Consider the following 19,194-nt stretch of genomic DNA (forward strand, 5'->3'; position numbering starts at 1 on the left):
TCCTTCCCTGCACGGTCGCCCCATGTCCGCCGAACGCATCCTCCACCCGCGCCTGCGCGAGCGCATCGTCACCGCCGAGGCCGCCGCGGCGCTGATCCAGCCCGGCGAGACGGTGGCGATGAGCGGCTTCACCGGCTCCGGCTACCCAAAGGCGGTACCGGTCGCGCTGGCGCAGCGGATCGAGGCCGCGCACCTGCAGGGCCAGGCGTTCAAGATCCGGCTGATGACCGGCGCCTCCACCGCCCCGGAACTGGACGGCGCGCTGGCCAAGGCCGAGGGCATCGCCCTGCGCATGCCGTTCCAGACCGACCCGGACGCGCGCCAGCGGATCAACGCCGGCACCCTGGACTACATCGACATCCACCTCAGCCACGTCGCCCAGCACGTGTGGTTCGGCTTCTACGGACAGATCGACACCGCGGTGGTGGAGGTGGCCGGCATCCGCGAAGACGGCAGCCTGGTCCCGTCCACCTCGATCGGCAACAACAAGACCTGGCTGGACCTGGCCAAGAAGGTGATCGTCGAGGTCAACGACTGGCAGCCGGCCGGCATCGACGGCATGCACGACGTGTACTACGGCACCGCGCTGCCGCCGCAGCGCAAGCCGATCCCGCTGCTGCACGCCGACGACCGCATCGGCGAGCCGTCGCTGCGCTGCGATCCGGACAAGATCGTGGCGGTGGTGCGCACCCATGGCCCCGACCGCAACAGCCCGTTCACCCCGGCCGACGCCACCAGCGAACGCATCGCCGCGCACCTGATCGACTTCCTCAAGCACGAAGTGAGCAAGGGCCGGCTGCCGGCCAACCTGCTGCCGCTGCAGTCGGGCGTGGGCAACATTCCCAACGCGGTGCTGGCCGGCCTGGCCAGCAGCGGCTTCCGCGACCTGAGCGCCTTCACCGAGGTGATCCAGGACGGCATGCTCGACCTGCTGCGCAGCGGCGTGCTGAAGGTGGCCTCGTGCACGGGGTTTGCGCTGAGTCCGGAGGCGAACGAGGAGTTCAAGCGCAACATCGATTTCTACCGCGAGCGCATCATCCTGCGCACGCAGGAGATCTCCAATCATCCCGAACTGGTGCGGCGGCTGGGTTGCATCGCCATGAACGGCATGATCGAGGCCGACCTGTACGGCAACGTCAATTCCACCCACGTGATGGGCAGCCGCATCATGAACGGCATCGGCGGCTCCGGCGACTTCGCCCGCAACGGCTTCCTGTCGATCTTCCTCAGCCCCAGCACCGCCAAGCACGGCAGCATCTCGGCGATCGTGCCGATGGTCAGCCACGTGGACCACACCGAGCACGACGTCTCCATCATCGTCACCGAACACGGCCTGGCCGACCTGCGCGGGCTGCCGCCGCGGCACCGCGCACGGCAGCTGATCGACCACTGCGTGGACCCGAGCTACCGCGCGCAGCTGGAAGACTATTTCGACCGCGCGCTGCGCGACAGCGACGGCAAGCACACCCCGCACCTGCTGCCCGAGGCGCTGTCCTGGCACCAGCGCTGGCTGGATACAGGCAGCATGCACGCGGCAGGTTGATCGAAAGCGCTGCACACCGCCGCAGCCGCGGCTCCTCCCCGCGTTTGCAGGCGCGGCTTCAGCCGCGACAAGCGAAGCGGCGAGGCCTGCCGGCTCCGGACACAGTCGGGGCTGACGTCCCTCCCACAGCGCACCCAGCCAGCTGGCCGCAAGTCCCCTGTGGGAGCGACGTCAGTCGTGACGAGCGAAGCGAGGATGCCGACCGACTGCGGGTGCAGCCGCAGCCAAACCGCACGGCCCCGTCATGCGTCGATGGACGTGGAACCGCGCTCAGGCTCGCTCAGGAACGCCAGCTTGCGCGCGCGCGGCAGTTGCTTGAGCGCGTATTCGGCGCGCGAGGCGGCGGCGCGATCCGGATAGGCACGGCTGGCCAGCAGCCGCAACGGCGGATTGGCGCGGGTGTACTTGGCGCCGGTGCCGCGCAGATGCGCCCGGTAGCGCGCCTCCAGGTCCAGGGTGATGCCCGCGTAGTAGCTGCCGTTGCGGCATTCGAGCAGGTACAGGAACCAGGGCGTGGCGTCGGCCATGGGCGCATTATCGGCCAGCACGGGATTTGCGCCACCGTTCGCGAGCGCCGCATCGCCGTATGCGTTCGACTTCTGGGCATGCCGCTGCTCATCCGATGCCGACGCCCATCATCGCGACCGCCTCGCCGCGCTGAACCGCCACGAAACCGGCTTTAACGCAACCCGAACACCTTGCCAGCCGCTGGCACACGCCGGCAAACCGCAGCCACGGCACGGGCGCATAAATTCATCACCGGCCGGATGCCGTCGATGAAGAGGCTCTCTCCCTTTGGATTCGACGGCACGGCCGGGTCTTTTTTGGGTGACACGCAATGGGGAGCCTGGAGGTTGCCTGCGACCTGCCACGGGCCCCAAGGCCGCTTGCGACAAGCCTGGCCTGTCGCCCCATCGCACGCACCGGCCGCTCCAGCCTGCTGGCTGACGAGGCCACATGGCGCGGCTGGAGCCGCTCCCACAAGAAAGCGGCGTGCGTGCAGGAAGAGCGGAATGCGCGCGCTGTGGCGCGTGCCGCATTGCTTCGGCCGCGGCGGGCATCGCGATGACGACGGGTCTGTCGGGCGCCGCGCACCGGGCTCGCCGCCCGATGCCCGGCCGCCCCGCCGCGCCGCTCAGGCCGCCTGCGACAACCGCGCCTGGCGCCGCGCGCGTACCGCCTGCGCCAGGCGCTCCAGCACCTGCACCGAGCTGTCCCAATCGATGCAGCCATCGGTGATGCTCTGCCCGTAGACCAGCGATTGGCCTTCCACCAGTTCCTGGCGGCCGCCGACCAGGTGGCTCTCCACCATCGCGCCGACGATGCGGGTCTGCCCGGCTTCCAGCTGCGCGGCGATGTCCTCGATCACCTTGGGCTGGTTGTCCGGGTTCTTGCCGCTATTGGCGTGGCTGGCGTCGACCATCAGCCGTGCCGGCAACCCGGCCTTCTCCAGCACCTGGCCGGCGGCGGCGACGCTGGCCGCATCGTAGTTGGGCAGCTTGCCGCCGCGCAGGATGACGTGGCAATCGGGATTGCCGGTGGTGGTGGCGACCGCGGTCTGCCCGTCCTTGGTCACCGCCAGGAAATGGTGCGGATGCGAGGCCGCGCCGACCGCATCCACCGCGATCTTGACGTCGCCGCTGGTGCCGTTCTTGAACCCGACCGGGCACGACAGGCCCGAGGCCAGTTCGCGATGCACCTGGCTTTCGGTGGTGCGCGCGCCGATCGCGCCCCAGGCGACCAGGTCGGCGATGTACTGCGGCGAGATGATGTCGAGGAATTCCACCCCGGCCGGCAGGCCGAGGCGGTTGATGTCGCGCAGCAGGCCGCGCGCCAGGCGCAGGCCCTTGTTGATGTCGAAGCTGCCGTCGAGGTTGGGGTCGTTGATCAGGCCCTTCCAGCCGACCGTGGTGCGCGGCTTCTCGAAGTACACCCGCATCACGATCTCCAGCGCATCGCCGTAGGTGTCGCGCAGCGGGCGCAGGCGCTGCGCGTACTCCATCGCCGCCACCGGATCGTGGATCGAGCACGGGCCGATCACCACCGCCAGGCGGTCGTCGCGGCCGTGCAGGATCTCGTGCAGCGCCGCGCGCGAGGCGGCCACGGTCTGCGAGGCCTCCTCGTCGCAGGGCAGCAGCGACAGCAGGTGGGCGGGCGGGGTCAGCGGTTCGATCTTGCGGATGCGCAGATCGTCGGTATGGGGAGCCATGGGGAATCTCTCGGTCGGGTTCTGGGTGGGGGACCAGGTCCGGCGGCATGAAAAAAGCCGCCAGGTTCGCTGGCGGCTTTCGGGGATGCGGCTGAAGTTTCCTTCAGGGTGAACGCACTCCTTCCTCCGCCAGCGGCATCGGAAAAACGTAGTACCAAAAATAAAAGCTGCGGTTGGCGTTCATTGGGTGCATTGATAGCACAGGATTTTTGCGAGTGCCACAGTTGCTGATGCAACTGTGGCTGCGGGACTCGGGACTCGGGACTCGCAAAACAGGTTCTCGCGTACTGACCGGGTCTGGGCTCTTCCGAGTCCCGAGTCCCCGGCCCCGAGTCCCGGCTCAAAAGTCGAACACATACTCCGCCGCCACCTCGCGCCCGATCGCGTCGTACAGCGTGGTGTTGTAGAACTGGTAGCCGTAGTAGCGCTCCTTGTTGTCGTAGCCGGTGGTGTTGAGCACGTTGTTGACGTACAGGTTCACCTTCATCTTCGGAGTGATGCGGTAGCCGGCAGTGAGGTTCCAGTACACCGCCGGGCCGACGCGGCCGAAGTAGCGGCTGGTGCTGTCGCCGAAGTGCGGGTTGGCGCTGTCGGTGACCCGGCATTCGTCGGAGGGACTCGGCTGGTAGCCGTCGTCGAAGCGCGTGCAGGTGCCCCAGTTCACCGCCTGGGTGGAGCCGAAGCGCTTGGCGTAGACGGTCAGGTCCAGCGGGCCGCCGTTCTCCCAGTGCACGCTGCCGCGCAGCTTGCTGCGGATCTTCTGGTCGCGCAGGTTCTTGTAGGCGTCGGTGCGGTAGGTCTGCTCGCGATAGCTGATCAGGTTGTTGTAGTCCAGGCCGACACTGAAGTTGCCCCAGCGCGCGGTGTTCACCCGGTACTTCAGCGAGGCATCGACGCCGGACACCTGCATCTGCGCGATGTTGATCGGCCCCTGCTCGATATCGACGACGCGGCCGGCGGCATCGCGCGTCACCCGCGAGACGATGCGTGCGCAGTATTCGGCGCCGCCCGGATTGACCCACACCCCGCCGGCGGTGGTCAGGCCGGTGCGGCAGCCCGCTTCGGCGGTCAGGATCTCGTCGCGGTTGAGGTCCTTGATCATGTCCTGCAGGCGGATCTTGTAGTAGTCGGCGGTCAGCGACAGGCCCTCGGCGATGTCCCACACGAAGCCGGCGGTGGCCGAGCGCCCGTGTTCCGATTCCAGGTCCGGGGTGCCGCGGCGGTTGACCTGCATCAGGTAGTAGACGTCGGCGTTCTCGGCGCTGCAGCCGCCGGTCAGGTAGTAGCCCTGCTGGATGCAGCGGTACTGGTCGATCACGGTCTGCTGGGTGGAGCTGGGTTCGCCGAGCACGTAGTGCATGTCCGGGGCGCGGAAGCTGGTGGCGAGGCTGCCGCGCAGCAGCAGCGTGCTCAGCGGACGCCACTCCAGGCCGGTGCTCCAGGTGGTGTCGCTCTGCTTGCCGATCGCCGAGCCCAGGTCGCTGTTGTAGGAGGTGTAGTCGCCGTAGCGGTCGTGGCGCGCGGCCAGGCTGGCGTTGAGCGAGGACAGCAGCGGCACGTCGAATTCGATGCCGCCGGAATAGCGCAGGCGTTCGCCGCCGCCGTAGTCGACGACGTCCAGCGGATAGCAGGTGTTGGCGCACGGATCCGGATCGAGCCGGTAACCCTGCTTGGCGACCTCGCCGACCGCGGCGAACTTGACCGGCCCGGCCCAGCCCTGGAACAGCTCGCCGGTGATGTTGGCGCTGGCCTGGTTGACCCACGAATCGGCCTGGTTGTGCGCCTTCACCGCCAGGTCGTTGTACTGCGCGCCGCTGAGCGGCTGGTACCAGCGCTCCTCGTTGAGGTCGTAGATCGGCGTGCCGTCGGCGGTGCTGCCCAGCTGCGCGCCGAGGAAGTAGTCGGTGGCCTTGCGCGTGTCCACGGTGCGCACGTATTCGTCGGTGGTGTAGCGCGCGCGGCCGAGCGCGATTTCCCAGTCGAAGCGGTCGGCCAGCGCGCCCTTGAGGCCGGCGCTCAGGTCCCAGGACAGTTCCTTGGTGGTGTTGGCCAGGTTCTTCCAGCCGCCGGACTCGTAGCGGGTCAGCTGGCGGATCGCGTACAGGTTGCGGTCGGTCCCCGTGTCGTGGAACGGGCCCAGATAGACGTAGGGCGGGTCGTAGGTCCAGTAGCCGATGCTCTTGTTCACCGACAGCGTGCTCCAGGCCTGCACGCCGTTGTCGAAATCGAAGGTGCCGTACAGATAGGCCGAGCCGCTGTCGCCGCCGCTGGCCGCGAGCCAGTCGGCGTAGTCGTGGGCCATGCCGCAATAGCCGCCGAGGTTGGTGACGGTGCTGCTGTTGTAGTCGTAGCTCAGCCGCTGCGAATCGACGAACTGGCCGCCGAAGCGCGCACAGGTGCCGCTGGGCGGGGCCAGACGCTGATTGGTGTCGGCGTCGAGCAGGGTCAGGCCGGTGTAGGAATTGAAGCCGTACTTGCGCGCCTGCGCGGTCCAGTTGCTGTAGGACTCGTCGTCCTGGTCGTCCATCTTCGGGCGCTCGCCGACCGACAGCGGATCGCGCCGCGTCCACTGCAGCGCGTAGGTCAGGTTCCACCTGTCGCCGCTGGTGCCGCCGACCCAGGACAGGTCGAACACGTCGCGGCCGCCTTCGGTGGCGGTGCCGCCGCGCAGCCGCACCTGGTTGCCCTCGTAGCCCTTCTTCAGGATCACGTTGATGACGCCGGCCACCGCATCGGAACCGTAGATCGCCGAGGCGCCGCCGGTGAGGATCTCGATCCGCTCCACCGCCGCCGACGGAATGCTGCTGTAGTTGGCGAAGTTGCTCTCGCCCGCATACGGCTGCGGGTAATCGGCGACGCGGTGGCCGTTGACCAGCAACAGGGTGCGGCCCGGGCCGAGGTCGCGCAGGCTCACCGGCGAGGCGTTGGGCGTGTGCGAGCCGTATTTGGTATCGGCCTCGACGCTGCCTTGCTGGTTCAGCGTGTTGAGCACGTCGTACACGGTGAGGAAGCCTTCCTGCTGGATCTGCTGCGCGCTGATCACCACCACCGGCTCGGCGCCCTCCACTTCCGAACGCTTGATCCGCGATCCGGTGACGACGACCTGGCCCAGGTCGGTGGCGGCGGCCTTGGCCGCCGCGTCGTCGCTCGCGTCCTGCGCCAGCGCCTCGGGCGCGCCGTGCAGCGCCAGCACGATGCCGAGCGCGAGAGTGGTGAAGTGATGTCGAGGCATGCGGATCTCCCTGCTGCAGGCTGGCGTGGAACGCCGACGGACGACGGCGTGCGATGCGCGTCTTCGCCCAGCCGCCGGACAGGGAATGCCCGGCGCTACCGTTGCCCATGGCGCAGCCGCACGCATGCGATGGCACGCGCTGCGCTGCGCCGCATCGGCGCGCAGAAGGAAGACGAGCGTGCGAGCGCGCCTATCCCCTGACGCGCTTGCCGACTTAACCTGCAATGCGGCGACAACGTTGTCAACACGCCGCCACATCGATCTTGTAGACGATGCGGCTTTATGCGCGATTCGCCAGCACGAGTGCCGATTTGCGCAGAGTCCGCGCTGCATCGGCGCCGCGGCGGCGGCGATGCGTTGACACCTTGCGGGACACGGCGTTGTTGCCGGAGTCCGCGGCCGTCGATCCAACACGGTTCGCGGCGCGATGCACGCAACGGCGATGCCTCCGCGCTCGATCGAACGCGGCCAGGCCCGCGGTGCGGCTACAGCCAGGCGAGCCGCCGCACATGCGCTTCCACTCGTTATTCGCAGCGTGCGGCGCGCGGCCTGGCGGTCTTCGCCAGCGGTCGCGACAGGTGCTGAAGCGACACCCTGTCGCGGCTGAAGCCTCTCCTGCACAGAGCAATGGTTGCGCCGAGTGCGCTAGCCGGCGGCCGCCTCGCGTCCGCCGCTGGCATACGGGCCGTGCACGGCCAGCACGCGGTCCGCTTCGTCGCTGTTGTCCAGCACCACGATGCGGTACTGCGCCCCGCCCGGATCGACCCGCACCACCACATGTCCGTTGATGCTGGTCATCTCGCGCACGCGCTTGTTGGCCACGACGTTCTCCGGCTTCATCGCGGTGGCGTAGATGTCGCGCGGGCCGGGATACAGGCGCTGGCTGAGCATGTTCTCCAGCGGGGTGACCGACGGATGCGCCGAATCGTTGCTCAGGATCACGAAGGCGCGCGGGCGCAGCGCGCGCACGCAGGCCGGCCCCATGGCATCGGCATACGCATGGTGGTTGGCGACGGCCACGTCCACCGGCCCCGCGCGCTGTGCCACCGGTGTTTCCACGTCGTACCAAGGGTCGGCGTCGTAGTTGGTGCATCCCGCCCTGTGAACGATACCCTGCCTTGTGCTCCTCCTCGGTGGATATCGGCGGATTCAAGCCCTTGTCCATTGCTGGAGTACTTTTGTGTGTTGCCCATAGGGTGGTCTAGTGCCACCAGTATTACTCTTGCGCGGCGCTCACCTGGTACCTATCTGCAAGCCCCCTCGCCGTTGCTCCACCCTCCATGGCATCGTGAGGAATCAGAGCGTATCGCCAAGGCTTCCCACCGTTCGACTGGGCATGTTCCGTGGCATGAGCGCACCATCGCGCTGCCGCAAGCGCCTTCGCCTGGACGTCCGGATCGCCAACGTCACCGCGGGCCTTCGGCTCCAGGATCAACTTCTCGGAATCGGTTTCCACGACGAAATCCGGCTCGTAGGCGCGACCATGCTTCCATTCGATCTGAAACTGGCCTGGGCCTGGCTTCATCCAGCGCCGCACGTCGCGATCATCCTCGAGCACGATCGCCAGCCGCTGCTCTCCCTCGGCCGACTGGAACCGCTGCAGGTCGTAGCAACACTTCCGGAATCCGGAAAACACCAAGGACCGAATGTTCTCGCCACGGACGAGCGGCTGACGAAACAGCCTTGGGGTCTGCCCGGCGGGTATACTAAAAGCCAGCGGCCGCAAAAGACTGAAACCGCGGGTGATGCGCGGCACATAGTCGGTCGGCGTCTCCCACAGTTGCCGTTCCATCTGCGCCCAAACGAACTCGGCCAATTGGCGCCGATAGTAGATCAGCACATTCTCGACGGCTGCCTCTTCTGGTAGATAGCTGCGCAGGTGCGCCACGATCTGCTCGGAGAGTTTGTAAAGCAGTCCGGCATGGGCGTCGTAGTCGATCTCGTCGCGCTCGATGAGCTTGGCGACAATATAGTCTTCGAGACGCAACTCGCGGCCTTCGCGCTTGCTCCATCCGATCAGCTCGCGTGCATGATCGCGCAGTTGCTGCACCACCAGCTCCTCGGAGACGGCCGGATAGGCAATCCGCGACAGGTGCTCAAGGTCGAAGTCACCGAATCCGAACGACACATCGCGCGTCGGGATCAACACGACATTGGGAATCTCGATGGTCAGCTCAACGACCGCCCTGGTGACGCGCTCCACCACACGCGCCACCCGATCGTCGAAGCCTTCGGTCCCGGAATCGAGCGCAAGTGGCGCCTGCCGCGGCTGCAGCACGGCAGCCACCTCGGCGGCGACCTTGGCGCGTACATCTTCGGTGTTCAGTTGGGCCAACGAAGGCAAGCGCTCATAGCGCTGGACCACGCGAAGCGTCTCGCGAGCGATTTCCTGATCGGCCGGCGAGCTGATCCTATATTCGGCCGCTTCCTCTGCAATTTCCGACGCAAAGTAGGTGCTACCCAACCGCGACGAATCCCCAGTCAGCACGCTGTAGCTCAGCGGCTGCGCTTGCGCTGCCTGCGGCGCTTGCTCAGGGACGTCCCCGCCGCTGCCGATGTAGACGCGCTCGCGAATCACCGCGTCCGGCGCACCAGCCCGATCGATGATCTCGCGGAAGCGATCGTGCGCCACGATGGTCAGGCGATCCACTGCCGCAACGCCGGTGCGCTTGCCATACGGCAAGCGCAAGCCGCGGCCGAGTGTCTGCTCGGTCAGTATCTCGGAAGCCGAAGCACGCAGCGGCACGATCGTGTAGAGGTTGCTGACATCCCAGCCCTCCTTGAGCTTGTTGACGTGGACGACCACTTCCGTCGTCTCGTCGCGCTCCACGGCCAACAAGCGCTGCGTAGCCTCATCGGATTCCTCGCCCCGCAGCGCCGAATGCACCTCGATCACCCGCCCGCGATAGCGTCCCTCGAAGAAACCGTCGGACTCCATCAGCTGCCTTACGCGCGAAGCATGGGCGGTGTCCTGCGCGACCACCAACACGAACGGTTTGACCCGCGCCACGCCGGCTTGGCGGGCATAGGTCTCCAGTTCCACCTTCACGTACTCGTGGTAGCGAATGCCGTCTTCCAGCTTGATCCGCTCCAGCTCATCGGCCGGGACCGACGAAGGATCGAAATCTTTTCGGGTTGCGACGGCCGGCTCTTTCACCAATCCGTCGGCCAAGGCTTCGCCCAATCCATAGCCGTAGATCACATTGCGGAACGGCTGCGGACGCGCACCGATGGTCTTTGGCGTGGCGGTCAACTCCAGGCCCAGCAACGGGCGCAGCTCGCCGATCGCGCGTGCCCCCGCACTGGCGCGGTAGCGGTGTGCCTCATCCATTAGCACCACCAGATCGTCCAGCCCGGCCAGGTAGGCGAAGTAGCTCTCGCCAATATATTCCTGCAGGCGCTTGATGCGCGGCGGCTTGCCAGTGCGATCGGCGCCCTTTACGTCGGCGTTGATCTTGGAGATGTTGAAGATATTGATCTGCAGCGATGTCGACGCGGCGAACAGCTGTGGCGTGGTCGTTTCCGGCGCAAGACTTTCCGCACGCACGCCGATGCCGGTTTCATAGTTCTCTCCGGTGATCAGCAGTGGAGGATGCAGCGCCAGCTGCTGTACGCCCTTGAACACGTACTTCGGGCTTGCCGGATCGAAATCCACCTTCAGCTTCTCGTAGATCGTCAGGTTGGGAGCGAGCACGAAGAAGTGACGGCTGCGCCTGGTGAGATACAGGTAGGCGATGAAGGCGCCCATCAGGCGGGTCTTGCCGACACCCGTGGCCAGCGCGAAGCACAGCGAGGCGAACTCGCGCTCGAAATCCTCCACGTGCGGGAAGGCGGCTTGGATTGCGTCAAGCTGAACCGCTATGTCGGCATCCTTGCCCAATTCGACCCGCTCCAGGACCTCGGCCAGGATCTCCAGCGAACGTGCCTGGGGTTGGCGCAGGCTCATGCGGGCGCAGAGCTGGCGGACGTCCCGGTTCATGCGTCGTCATCTCCAAATAGATCGGAGTGGCCAACCGCACTAGGCGATGCAGCGCGTCTACCGCGAGCCCGCGGCGGCACCACCTCTTGCTCCGGCATGGGTTGCAGATCGGCAATGCGCAGGGAATAGTCGTCGCGGCCCCACTCGCAGCGGTCCAGCACCGTCTGCGGGATTTTCTGGATGGTCAGGTTGTCGAACGCATCGGCGGTGGCACGGAAGGCCTTGCAGCAAACCAGCAGGGTGCGCTCGAGCCCCACCTCTTCGCTGAGCGCGCGCAACTGCGCGTGGCTGAGCGAGGCAGTGGTGACGTAGAGGAAGTCCTGCTCAGACGCCCGGCCGTGCTGCCAATAATGCTGCTCGCTGGGCGCATAGGTGTAGCCCATCAGCTTGCACACCGCCTCGGCGAGCATTTCCGGGCGATACTCGGGATTGATGACCCGGTTGCCGAAGGCATCCTCGCACAACAGCGACGGAGCCAGCCGGTAGTAACGGAAACCGCCGCCGCCCTTCCAGCCGGTGGCTGCGCTGACACCCCCGGGATCGTCGCCGTCGATCACCTTACGCAAGCGCGGCACGATATGGGTGTGGCAGTGCTCGCCCAACTCGACCATGATCCAGCGCCGCCCCATCTTGTGCGCGACCGCACCGGTAGTGCCGGAGCCGGCGAAGGAGTCTAGGACGAGGTCGCCGGGATTTGACGAGAACGAAAGAACGCGCTCAAGGAGCGCCTCCGGCTTCTTCCCTTTCGGAAACGACACAAAACCCTCTTGATGAACGTTATTCGAAAGAAGATCATCCCATATATTAGAAGCCGCAAGAGCACTAGTCCTTTCCCCGCTGACCAAACGAACCTTGTTTTTGTAAAATAAAAGCTGTTTTCCAGCCAGAAAAAAGAAATCCTCTTTGCCGTCGCGAACACTGCAAAATACCTCACCTGGATTATCACGCGATGCAGACAATGCTTCCCTTGCATCCGCATTTACATCCTTTTCCCGAATCAGGGCCGGCTGGACCACCCGTTCCGAATTATCCAAAACGAATCGCGTCAACTCGCTTTCAACACGCTCTCCGAGCTTCATGCGGACATCTGCCCAAGATCCACCATGGTTTCGCGCAAAGGCATCACGCAGTGTACAAAGCCTCCACCTACTAAAGTGCTCTTCAAAATTTTCAATATAACTACTATATCGAACATCCCGCGGCACAGCTTGATATACCCGATTTGGGCGCCAGCAGCTTTTGTCCTTAGCATATAATACAAGGTAATTGGAAGTTGTGACTAAACCGGGATTGATGGATTTTGGACCAGAAGCAGAACTTTGCTTAAATGTAACTATATTTATTCTATTTTTTCGCCCGAAGATTTCGTCACACATGACGACCAAGTATGCAAACTCATTATCATCAATATGAATGAAAATAGTCCCATCTGGCGCAAGCAACTGCCGCAGAATTTCGATACGATTTCTCATCATTGACAACCACAACGAGTGCTCAAGGGCATCGTCGTAATGATCGAAAGCCTCTCCAGTATTGAAGGGTGGATCGATATAGATGCACTTCACCTGCCCCCGAAACTCCTGTTCCAGCGCCTTGAGCGCCAGCAAGTTGTCGCCCTGGATCAGCAGGTTGTCGAAACGATCGGCGTCGCCGACGCGATGCGCGGCATGGTAGGACAGCGCCGGATCTTCCAGCAGGATGCGTGGCTCCAGGCACGGGCGCTCGTCCTTGCCGACCCAGGTCAGCTCCAGTTTCTGCTTGCGGCTCATCGTGATCAGTCTTCGTTTCGAATACGTTGCGGCGGCGGGTAGTCCAGTCCATCGAGAAACCCGCGGGTGAGCGGACTCGTCTCCGGATCGGCGGCATACAAAGTCACACGCACGGCGTTTTCACCCAGCAGCTCGAAGTGGGGCCTCCGCCCCGACAAGCGCTCGCTGCGCACCAGGATCTGTGGCACGCCTTCGCCGCGCTTTTCCATCACGCGGCTGCGGCCGACGCCCTCCATGTCGACCGGACAGCGCGCAAGCAGATTGGTCAGCAGCTCGTTGCGGGTAGCGGTACGCAGGGCGATCGACTCCACCGACTGGGAGTTGGGCAAGGCGCCGGGCGAGGTGATTTCCAGACGGTCGGCGAACAGATGCACCTGCACCGGCGCCCCGCTGATCGAGTAGTCGCGATGCGCGCCGGCGTTGGCGACGGCTTCGAACACGGCCTCCGGATCGAACTGCGGCACGTCGATCCGGCCCAACTGCTTGCGCGCCGCCGTGCGCATGCCACGCAGCACGAAGGCGGCTGCCTGCCGAATCTGCTGATCTAACGGCCCCTGGATATCCTGCGCATCCAGTTGCTCCTGGGCGGTCTTCTCGGTGCCGGCATAGTGCACGCACTGGACATAGGCCTGCGGCAACCAATTGCTTGGCGTGGCCGTCGCCATCAACACGCCAGCGACACTGGCCCATTCCTCGCCAGGTTCCCCTGGAACCAGCAGTTTCAGCTTGCGCAGGCGTAGTTCCTCGGGTTCATCAGTCGCTCCGAGAAAGCGGCCGTACAGCGCAGCATCGAAATTCGACCGCGTACAGCCCAGCACGGGCATTTCGTCGAAGCCCAGGGTGCCGGCGCGCTGCCGCGACTGCATCAGGCGCAGCAGTTCGTTCGGCGGCAATTCGTGCTTGGAGCTGCCTTGGCGGCGGTAGTATCCACCTGGGGCAAGATGGACATAGAGCGAGCGCGGGACGTCGATCACCAGCACGGCGTGTTCGGTGCCGGCCCGATCCGGGACAAACCGCCGCCGCAGGTAGACCGCCGGTTCGGGCTTGATGCGATCGCGCACGCAGTTTTCGACCCAGATGCTGACCGCGTCCAACTGGTCCAACGGAATGCCAACCACCTCACGGGTCTTGTCATCCACCCCCAGGATCAGGCGCCCGCCGATGGCGTTGGCAAATGCGGCGATTTCCTGGCACAGGCTATCCGCATTCGGTCCCTTGACCTTACCGGCCTCGACCACGACGCGCTTGAATTCCAGCTGCGAGTCCTCGCCCAGGCGGATCTGCTCCAGCAAATCGCCGAGTTCACGTGGATTATTCATCGATCGAGACACTCCAGAACCCACTCCACATCAAATAAAGGGCTCACCGTGTGCTGCATGCGCAGCGCGGCCTCGACCCGTTCAAGCATCGCGTCCTGGCCGCGCTCGATGCGCTTCCTGCTTTCGAAGAAGTCCAGCATCGCATCGTCGCGCTGCTGTTCGATACGCTTGATCTCGCGCTTGAGCTGGGCCTTCTCTTCCAACGTTTCCAACTGGCGCAACAGGCGCTTGGCATCGCGGATCTGCAGGTCGAACGCGTCGATGCGCTGCTGCAACAGCAGGCGCTGGTCTTCGGCCCAGCGGTCCAGACGCTCGGACTCCTGCAGGAACCACTCCTCGTTGCGCTTGCCCGCATGGGCCAGCACGCGCTCCACCGCGGTATCGAACGCGGGATGAGGGCTGCCTTCGGCAACGCGATGACGCGGCACGAAGCGCGCGGGCACCTCCAGCAGCCTGGCGGCGGTATCGTCCGGCAGCACGCGCCCGTCCGAGCACAGCGCGCTGCAGACCAGCTCCTCGAGCGTTTCCTCGGCGGTCTGGATGGTCACCATCGCCACGCGCATCTGCCCACCGCTCCCCAGCCACTCGCGTACGTCAGCGCGCTGCGCGTCCACGGCTGCATAGTCGAAGTAGAGGGTGCCTGGAGGCGTTGGGCGGTTGGCCGCTTGCTCACAGAGTTCCGCACCCAGCCCCTGATCCGGGCGCAACAGACCCGCGTCGGCCTGCTGTGCCGGTGGCCAACTGACCGCATAACGCCCTTCTTCCAGCTGTACCAGCTTGTCGCTGATCATCGCCTGCGGGCGCTCTGCCGCAATCAGGCGCAGGAACTGGCTTTCGTAGTGGTTGATCTTGTGCAGCATGCCGGCGCGGCGCGAGCGCAGATTGCGTACCACATCTTCGTCGAAATGCTCCAGCAGCGTACGCCGCGCGCTTTCCTCGCGGCGGCCGATGCTCTCGTCCAGTTCCGCCTGCAACGCGGCGAATTCGGCCTCGATCTGGGCCGTGTCGCGGCACTCCTGGTAGATGCGCAGAATGCGCTGCTCGATGTCAACGCCGGATTCGATCGCGCCCAGAATCTCGTCACTGGCACCGAACACGCCATCGAACAGCTTGAACTTCTTATCAAGCAGTTCGTAGACCAACTCGTCCGCACGATTCTTGCGATTGACGAAGTTCACCACGACCACGTCGCTCTGCTGTCCGTAGCGATGCACGCGACCGATGCGCTGCTCGACACGCTGCGGGTTCCAGGGCAAGTCGTAGTTGACCAGCAGCGAACAGAACTGCAGATTGATGCCTTCGCCGCCCGCTTCGGTGGTGATCAGGATGTCGCGCTCGGTGCGGAATGCCTCGACGACCGCGGCCTTCATGTCGGCGGTCTTGGAGCCAGATACCAGCGCGGAGCCGGCGTGGCGCTCAAGCCACGCAGCATATACCGCCTTGGAATCGGCATCGTCGTTGCTGCCATTCAACAGCACCGTACGCCCAGCATAACCATGGGCTTCGAGCAGCTCGCGCAGATACTCCTGAGTACGCCGCGATTCGGTAAAGATCACCGCCTTGCGCCGTCCGCCCAGCCTTTCGGCCATGGCGAGTGCGCGTTCGAGCACAAGCAACAATGCATCGCCCTTGCGATTTGCCTGGATACGCCTGGCCAGATCACGGTAGCCCCCCAGGCGTTCGATTTCCTGGGCACGACAGAGCAGCTCAGCATGCAAGCCTGCGCTATCCGACTCGCTCGCATCTTGGTCCAACCCATCGGAATCCAACTCGTCGCTAAGCTCGTCAACCGTATCGAAATCCTTGATCAACCTGGCGGTAAGCACCTGGTTTGCCTCAAGCCGGGCAATGATTGTATCGAGCGTATCCGCAATGGCGAAACTCGAGGACGCCAAAATCTTGCGCACCACCAGCGTCACCAGGTGGCGAGCAGTGGGCTTGATCGCGAGGATGGAGGGGTCCTGAAGATACGCGGACACCTTGTTGTACAACTCCAGCTCCTCATTGGAAGGCGTGAAGTCCTGAGTGATGGAAAAACGCTTGGTGAAGTTGATCCCGCCCTCAGCCTGTACCTGGCGACGCAATGTACGGTGACAGATCGGCTTCAAGCGGTGGCGCAGGTCGTTGAGCCGCGCTTCGGAGCTCCGCCCTGAAGCGTACTGCATCTGGAAGGCCTGCTGGCTGCCGAAGAACTCGTCGCTGATGAATGAAATCAGCCCATAAAGCTCCATCAACGAATTCTGGAATGGCGTCGCAGTGAGCAGTACCTTGCGCCGTCCCCGCAGGGCATCATTCAAGGCAACGGCACGCTTCGATGCAGTCTTTCCCTTGTAGAGATTACGCAGCTTGTGGGCTTCGTCCAGGACCACCAGATCCCATCCGACTGCCGCCAGCTCCTTCTGTTTGCTTGCCGCAAATTCGTAAGAGGTGACAACGATTGCCCCATCGACCTCGAAAGGATTGCTTGACCCAGCTCGACGCAACTCGTTGAAAGACTTGCTTTCGACAATGAAGGTAGGCAGCTGGAACTTATCCTCCAACTCTTGCGTCCACTGCTTGCGCAGGGTTGCGGGAACAATCAAGAGCAAGCGACGACGCTTCTGTGCCCAATGCTGGGCCAACACCAAACCGGCTTCAATCGTCTTGCCGAGCCCCACCTCATCGGCCAACAACACGCCAGCCTCAACGGGCGACTTGAGTGCGAACAGTGCCGCATCGACCTGATGCGGGTTCATGTCCACACGCGCAGCGGACAATGCGCGGGCTACCGCCGATTCATCGCGGCTACGAAGGGTCAGCCAGTGCGCGAAAAACTTTCCCTGATGGTGCGAGTAGCGGGGCGCCCCTGCGTCGTCGCTTTGGTAGGCATTTGCGATCAATGGCCCTGGCAGGGAAGACATGAGGATGCTCTTGGGGTACAGCCAACTATGCGGTGAGTATGCCGAGTGGGACACGACTTCGCCAATAACGGTGCGCCCCCCCCTATCTCGACAAAGAAAAACCCCGCCTTGCGGCGGGGTCTTCATGCAGCCGTGATGCAGTAGCGCTGCTGGATCAGAAATCCATGCCGCCCATGCCGCCCATGCCGCCGCCCATGCCACCGGCGCCGCCGGCCGGCTCGTCCTTCTTCGGCGCTTCGGCCACCATCGCTTCGGTGGTGATCATCAGGCCGGCGATCGACGCGGCGTTCTGCAGCGCCGAACGGGTCACCTTGGTCGGATCCAGGATGCCGAACTCGACCATGTCGCCGAACTCGCCGTTGGCGGCGTTGTAGCCGAAGTTGCCGGTGCCTTCCTTGACCCGGTTCAGGATCACCGACGGCTCTTCACCGGCGTTGGTGACGATCTCGCGCAGCGGCGCTTCCATCGCGCGCAGCGCGATCTGGATGCCGTGGGTCTGATCTTCGTTGGCACCCTTCAGCTCGCCGATCGCGGTCAGCGCGCGCACCAGGGCCACACCGCCGCCCGGGACCACGCCTTCTTCCACGGCCGCACGGGTCGCGTGCAGGGCGTCTTCGACGCGCGCCTTCTTTTCCTTCATCTCGATCTCGGTCGAAGCGCCGACCTTGATCACCGCCACGCCGCCGGCCAGCTTGGCCACGCGCTCCTGCAGCTTCTCGCGGTCGTAGTCCGACGAGGTCTCTTCGATCTGCGCCTTGATCTGCTTGATGCGCGACTCGATCGCCGAGCTGTCGCCAGCGCCGTCGATGATGGTGGTGTTCTCCTTGGAGACCTGCACCTTCTTGGCGCGGCCCAGGTCCTTGATGGTCGCCTTCTCCAGCGCCAGGCCCACTTCCTCGGAGATCACGGTGCCGCCGGTCAGGGTGGCCATGTCTTCCAGCATCGCCTTGCGACGATCGCCGAAGCCCGGCGCCTTGACCGCGACGACCTTGACGATGCCGCGGATGGTGTTGACCACCAGGGTCGCCAGCGCTTCGCCTTCGACTTCCTCAGCCACGATCAGCAGCGGCTTGCCCGACTTGGCCACGCCTTCCAGCACCGGCAGCAGGTCGCGCACGTTGGAGATCTTCTTGTCGTGCAGCAGGATGAACGGGTCGTCCAGGTCGGCCGACTGGCTCTGCTGGTTGTTGATGAAGTACGGCGACAGGTAGCCGCGGTCGAACTGCATGCCCTCGACCACGTCCAGCTCGTTGTCCAGGCCCGAGCCTTCTTCAACGGTGATCACGCCTTCCTTGCCGACCTTCTTCATCGCGTCGGCGATGATGTTGCCGATCGACTCGTCGGAGTTGGCCGAGATGGTGCCGACCTGGGCGATCGCCTTGTCGTCGGCGGTGGGCTTGCTGATCTTCTTCAGCTCGGCCACGGCGGCCTTGACGGCCTGGTCGATGCCGCGCTTGAGGTCCATCGGGTTCATGCCGGCGGCGACCGCCTTGGAACCTTCGCGGATCAGCGCCTGCGCCAGCACGGTGGCGGTGGTGGTGCCGTCGCCGGCGTTGTCGGAGGTCTTGGACGCGACTTCCTTCACCATCTGCGCGCCCATGTTCTCGAACTTGTCGGCCAGTTCGATTTCCTTGGCGACGGAGACGCCGTCCTTGGTGATGGTCGGGGCGCCGAAGCTCTTCTCGAGCACGACGTTGCGGCCCTTCGGGCCCAGGGTGGCCTTGACGGCATTGGCGAGAATGTTGACGCCGCGCACCATGCGCGAACGAGCGTCTTCACCGAAACGGATATCTTTGGCAGCCATGTGGAGTTACCTCAGGAATAGGGAATGGAGAACAGGGAATAGGGAGTCAAAAGCGCACGATCGGGAAGGGACGGGAACCGCAGGCGGCAGAAATCGCTCTTGCCGATTCCCGATTCACCATTCCCGATTCCCGCCATCGTCAACCGACGATGGCGAGGATGTCGTCTTCGCGCAGCACCTTGTACTCGACGCCTTCGGCCTTGTAGCTGGAGCCGGCGTACTGGCCGTAGATGACCTTGTCGCCGACCTTGACCGCCGGGGCGCGGACGCTGCCGTTGTCCAGCGGCTTGCCGCTGCCGATGGCCACGATCTCGCCCTTGGTGGACTTTTCCTTGGCCGAATCCGGGATCACGATGCCGCCGGCGGAAATTTCGTCGGCTTCGATCGGCTTGACTACGACGCGGTCGTGAAGCGGCTTGATGCTCATTGAGAGAGACCC

The 19,194-nt window shown here is 64.5% G+C and carries 11 protein-coding genes; 1 reads left to right on the plus strand and 10 read right to left on the minus strand.

The window, feature by feature from the left end; all coding sequences use genetic code 11:
* Positions 1–22: 22 nt before the first annotated feature.
* Positions 23–1,543 (plus strand): acetyl-CoA hydrolase/transferase family protein, encoded by a 1,521-nt coding sequence (locus NRY95_20335; protein UYC16002.1) that lies wholly within the window; start codon positions 23–25, stop codon positions 1,541–1,543.
* A gap of 242 nt (positions 1,544–1,785) precedes the next feature.
* Here the strand turns inward: NRY95_20335 and NRY95_20340 are convergent, their stop codons facing one another.
* The 10 genes from NRY95_20340 to NRY95_20385 form a co-directional block, all read right to left on the minus strand.
* Positions 1,786–2,091 (minus strand): GIY-YIG nuclease family protein, encoded by a 306-nt coding sequence (locus NRY95_20340; protein UYC16003.1) that lies wholly within the window; start codon positions 2,089–2,091, stop codon positions 1,786–1,788.
* 587 nt (positions 2,092–2,678) lie between these two features.
* On the minus strand, positions 2,679–3,752 hold the full coding sequence (locus tag NRY95_20345; GenBank protein ID UYC16004.1) for a 3-deoxy-7-phosphoheptulonate synthase: 1,074 nt from the start codon (positions 3,750–3,752) through the stop codon (positions 2,679–2,681).
* A 340-nt stretch (positions 3,753–4,092) separates the two neighbouring features.
* Positions 4,093–6,984, minus strand: a complete 2,892-nt coding sequence (locus tag NRY95_20350) for a TonB-dependent receptor (GenBank protein ID UYC16005.1) — start codon at positions 6,982–6,984, stop codon at positions 4,093–4,095.
* Between the two features lie 645 nt (positions 6,985–7,629).
* Positions 7,630–8,031: a hypothetical protein gene (locus NRY95_20355; GenBank protein UYC16006.1), complete on the minus strand. Its 402-nt coding sequence runs from the start codon at positions 8,029–8,031 to the stop codon at positions 7,630–7,632.
* Positions 8,032–8,200: 169 nt separating this feature from the next.
* Positions 8,201–10,963, minus strand: a complete 2,763-nt coding sequence (locus tag NRY95_20360; protein UYC16007.1) for a DEAD/DEAH box helicase family protein — start codon at positions 10,961–10,963, stop codon at positions 8,201–8,203.
* Positions 10,960–12,732, minus strand: a complete 1,773-nt coding sequence (locus NRY95_20365; protein ID UYC16008.1) for a site-specific DNA-methyltransferase — start codon at positions 12,730–12,732, stop codon at positions 10,960–10,962. The genes NRY95_20360 and NRY95_20365 overlap by 4 nt, the downstream gene beginning before the upstream one ends.
* Before the next feature lie 5 nt (positions 12,733–12,737).
* Entirely contained in the window at positions 12,738–14,051 is a 1,314-nt protein-coding gene (locus tag NRY95_20370; protein UYC16009.1) for a putative DNA binding domain-containing protein, read from the minus strand.
* Positions 14,048–16,951: a DEAD/DEAH box helicase gene (locus NRY95_20375; protein UYC16010.1), complete on the minus strand. Its 2,904-nt coding sequence runs from the start codon at positions 16,949–16,951 to the stop codon at positions 14,048–14,050. Before NRY95_20375 ends, NRY95_20370 begins: the two co-directional genes overlap by 4 nt.
* Before the next feature lie 154 nt (positions 16,952–17,105).
* Positions 17,106–18,755, minus strand: a complete 1,650-nt coding sequence (gene groL, locus NRY95_20380) for a chaperonin GroEL (protein ID UYC16011.1) — start codon at positions 18,753–18,755, stop codon at positions 17,106–17,108.
* Between the two features lie 139 nt (positions 18,756–18,894).
* On the minus strand, positions 18,895–19,182 hold the full coding sequence (locus NRY95_20385) for a co-chaperone GroES (protein UYC16012.1): 288 nt from the start codon (positions 19,180–19,182) through the stop codon (positions 18,895–18,897).
* Positions 19,183–19,194: the final 12 nt, after the last annotated feature.

It is taken from the genome of Xanthomonas campestris pv. phormiicola (assembly GCA_025666215.1).
Classification (GTDB): Bacteria; Pseudomonadota; Gammaproteobacteria; order Xanthomonadales; family Xanthomonadaceae; genus Xanthomonas_A; species Xanthomonas_A campestris_A.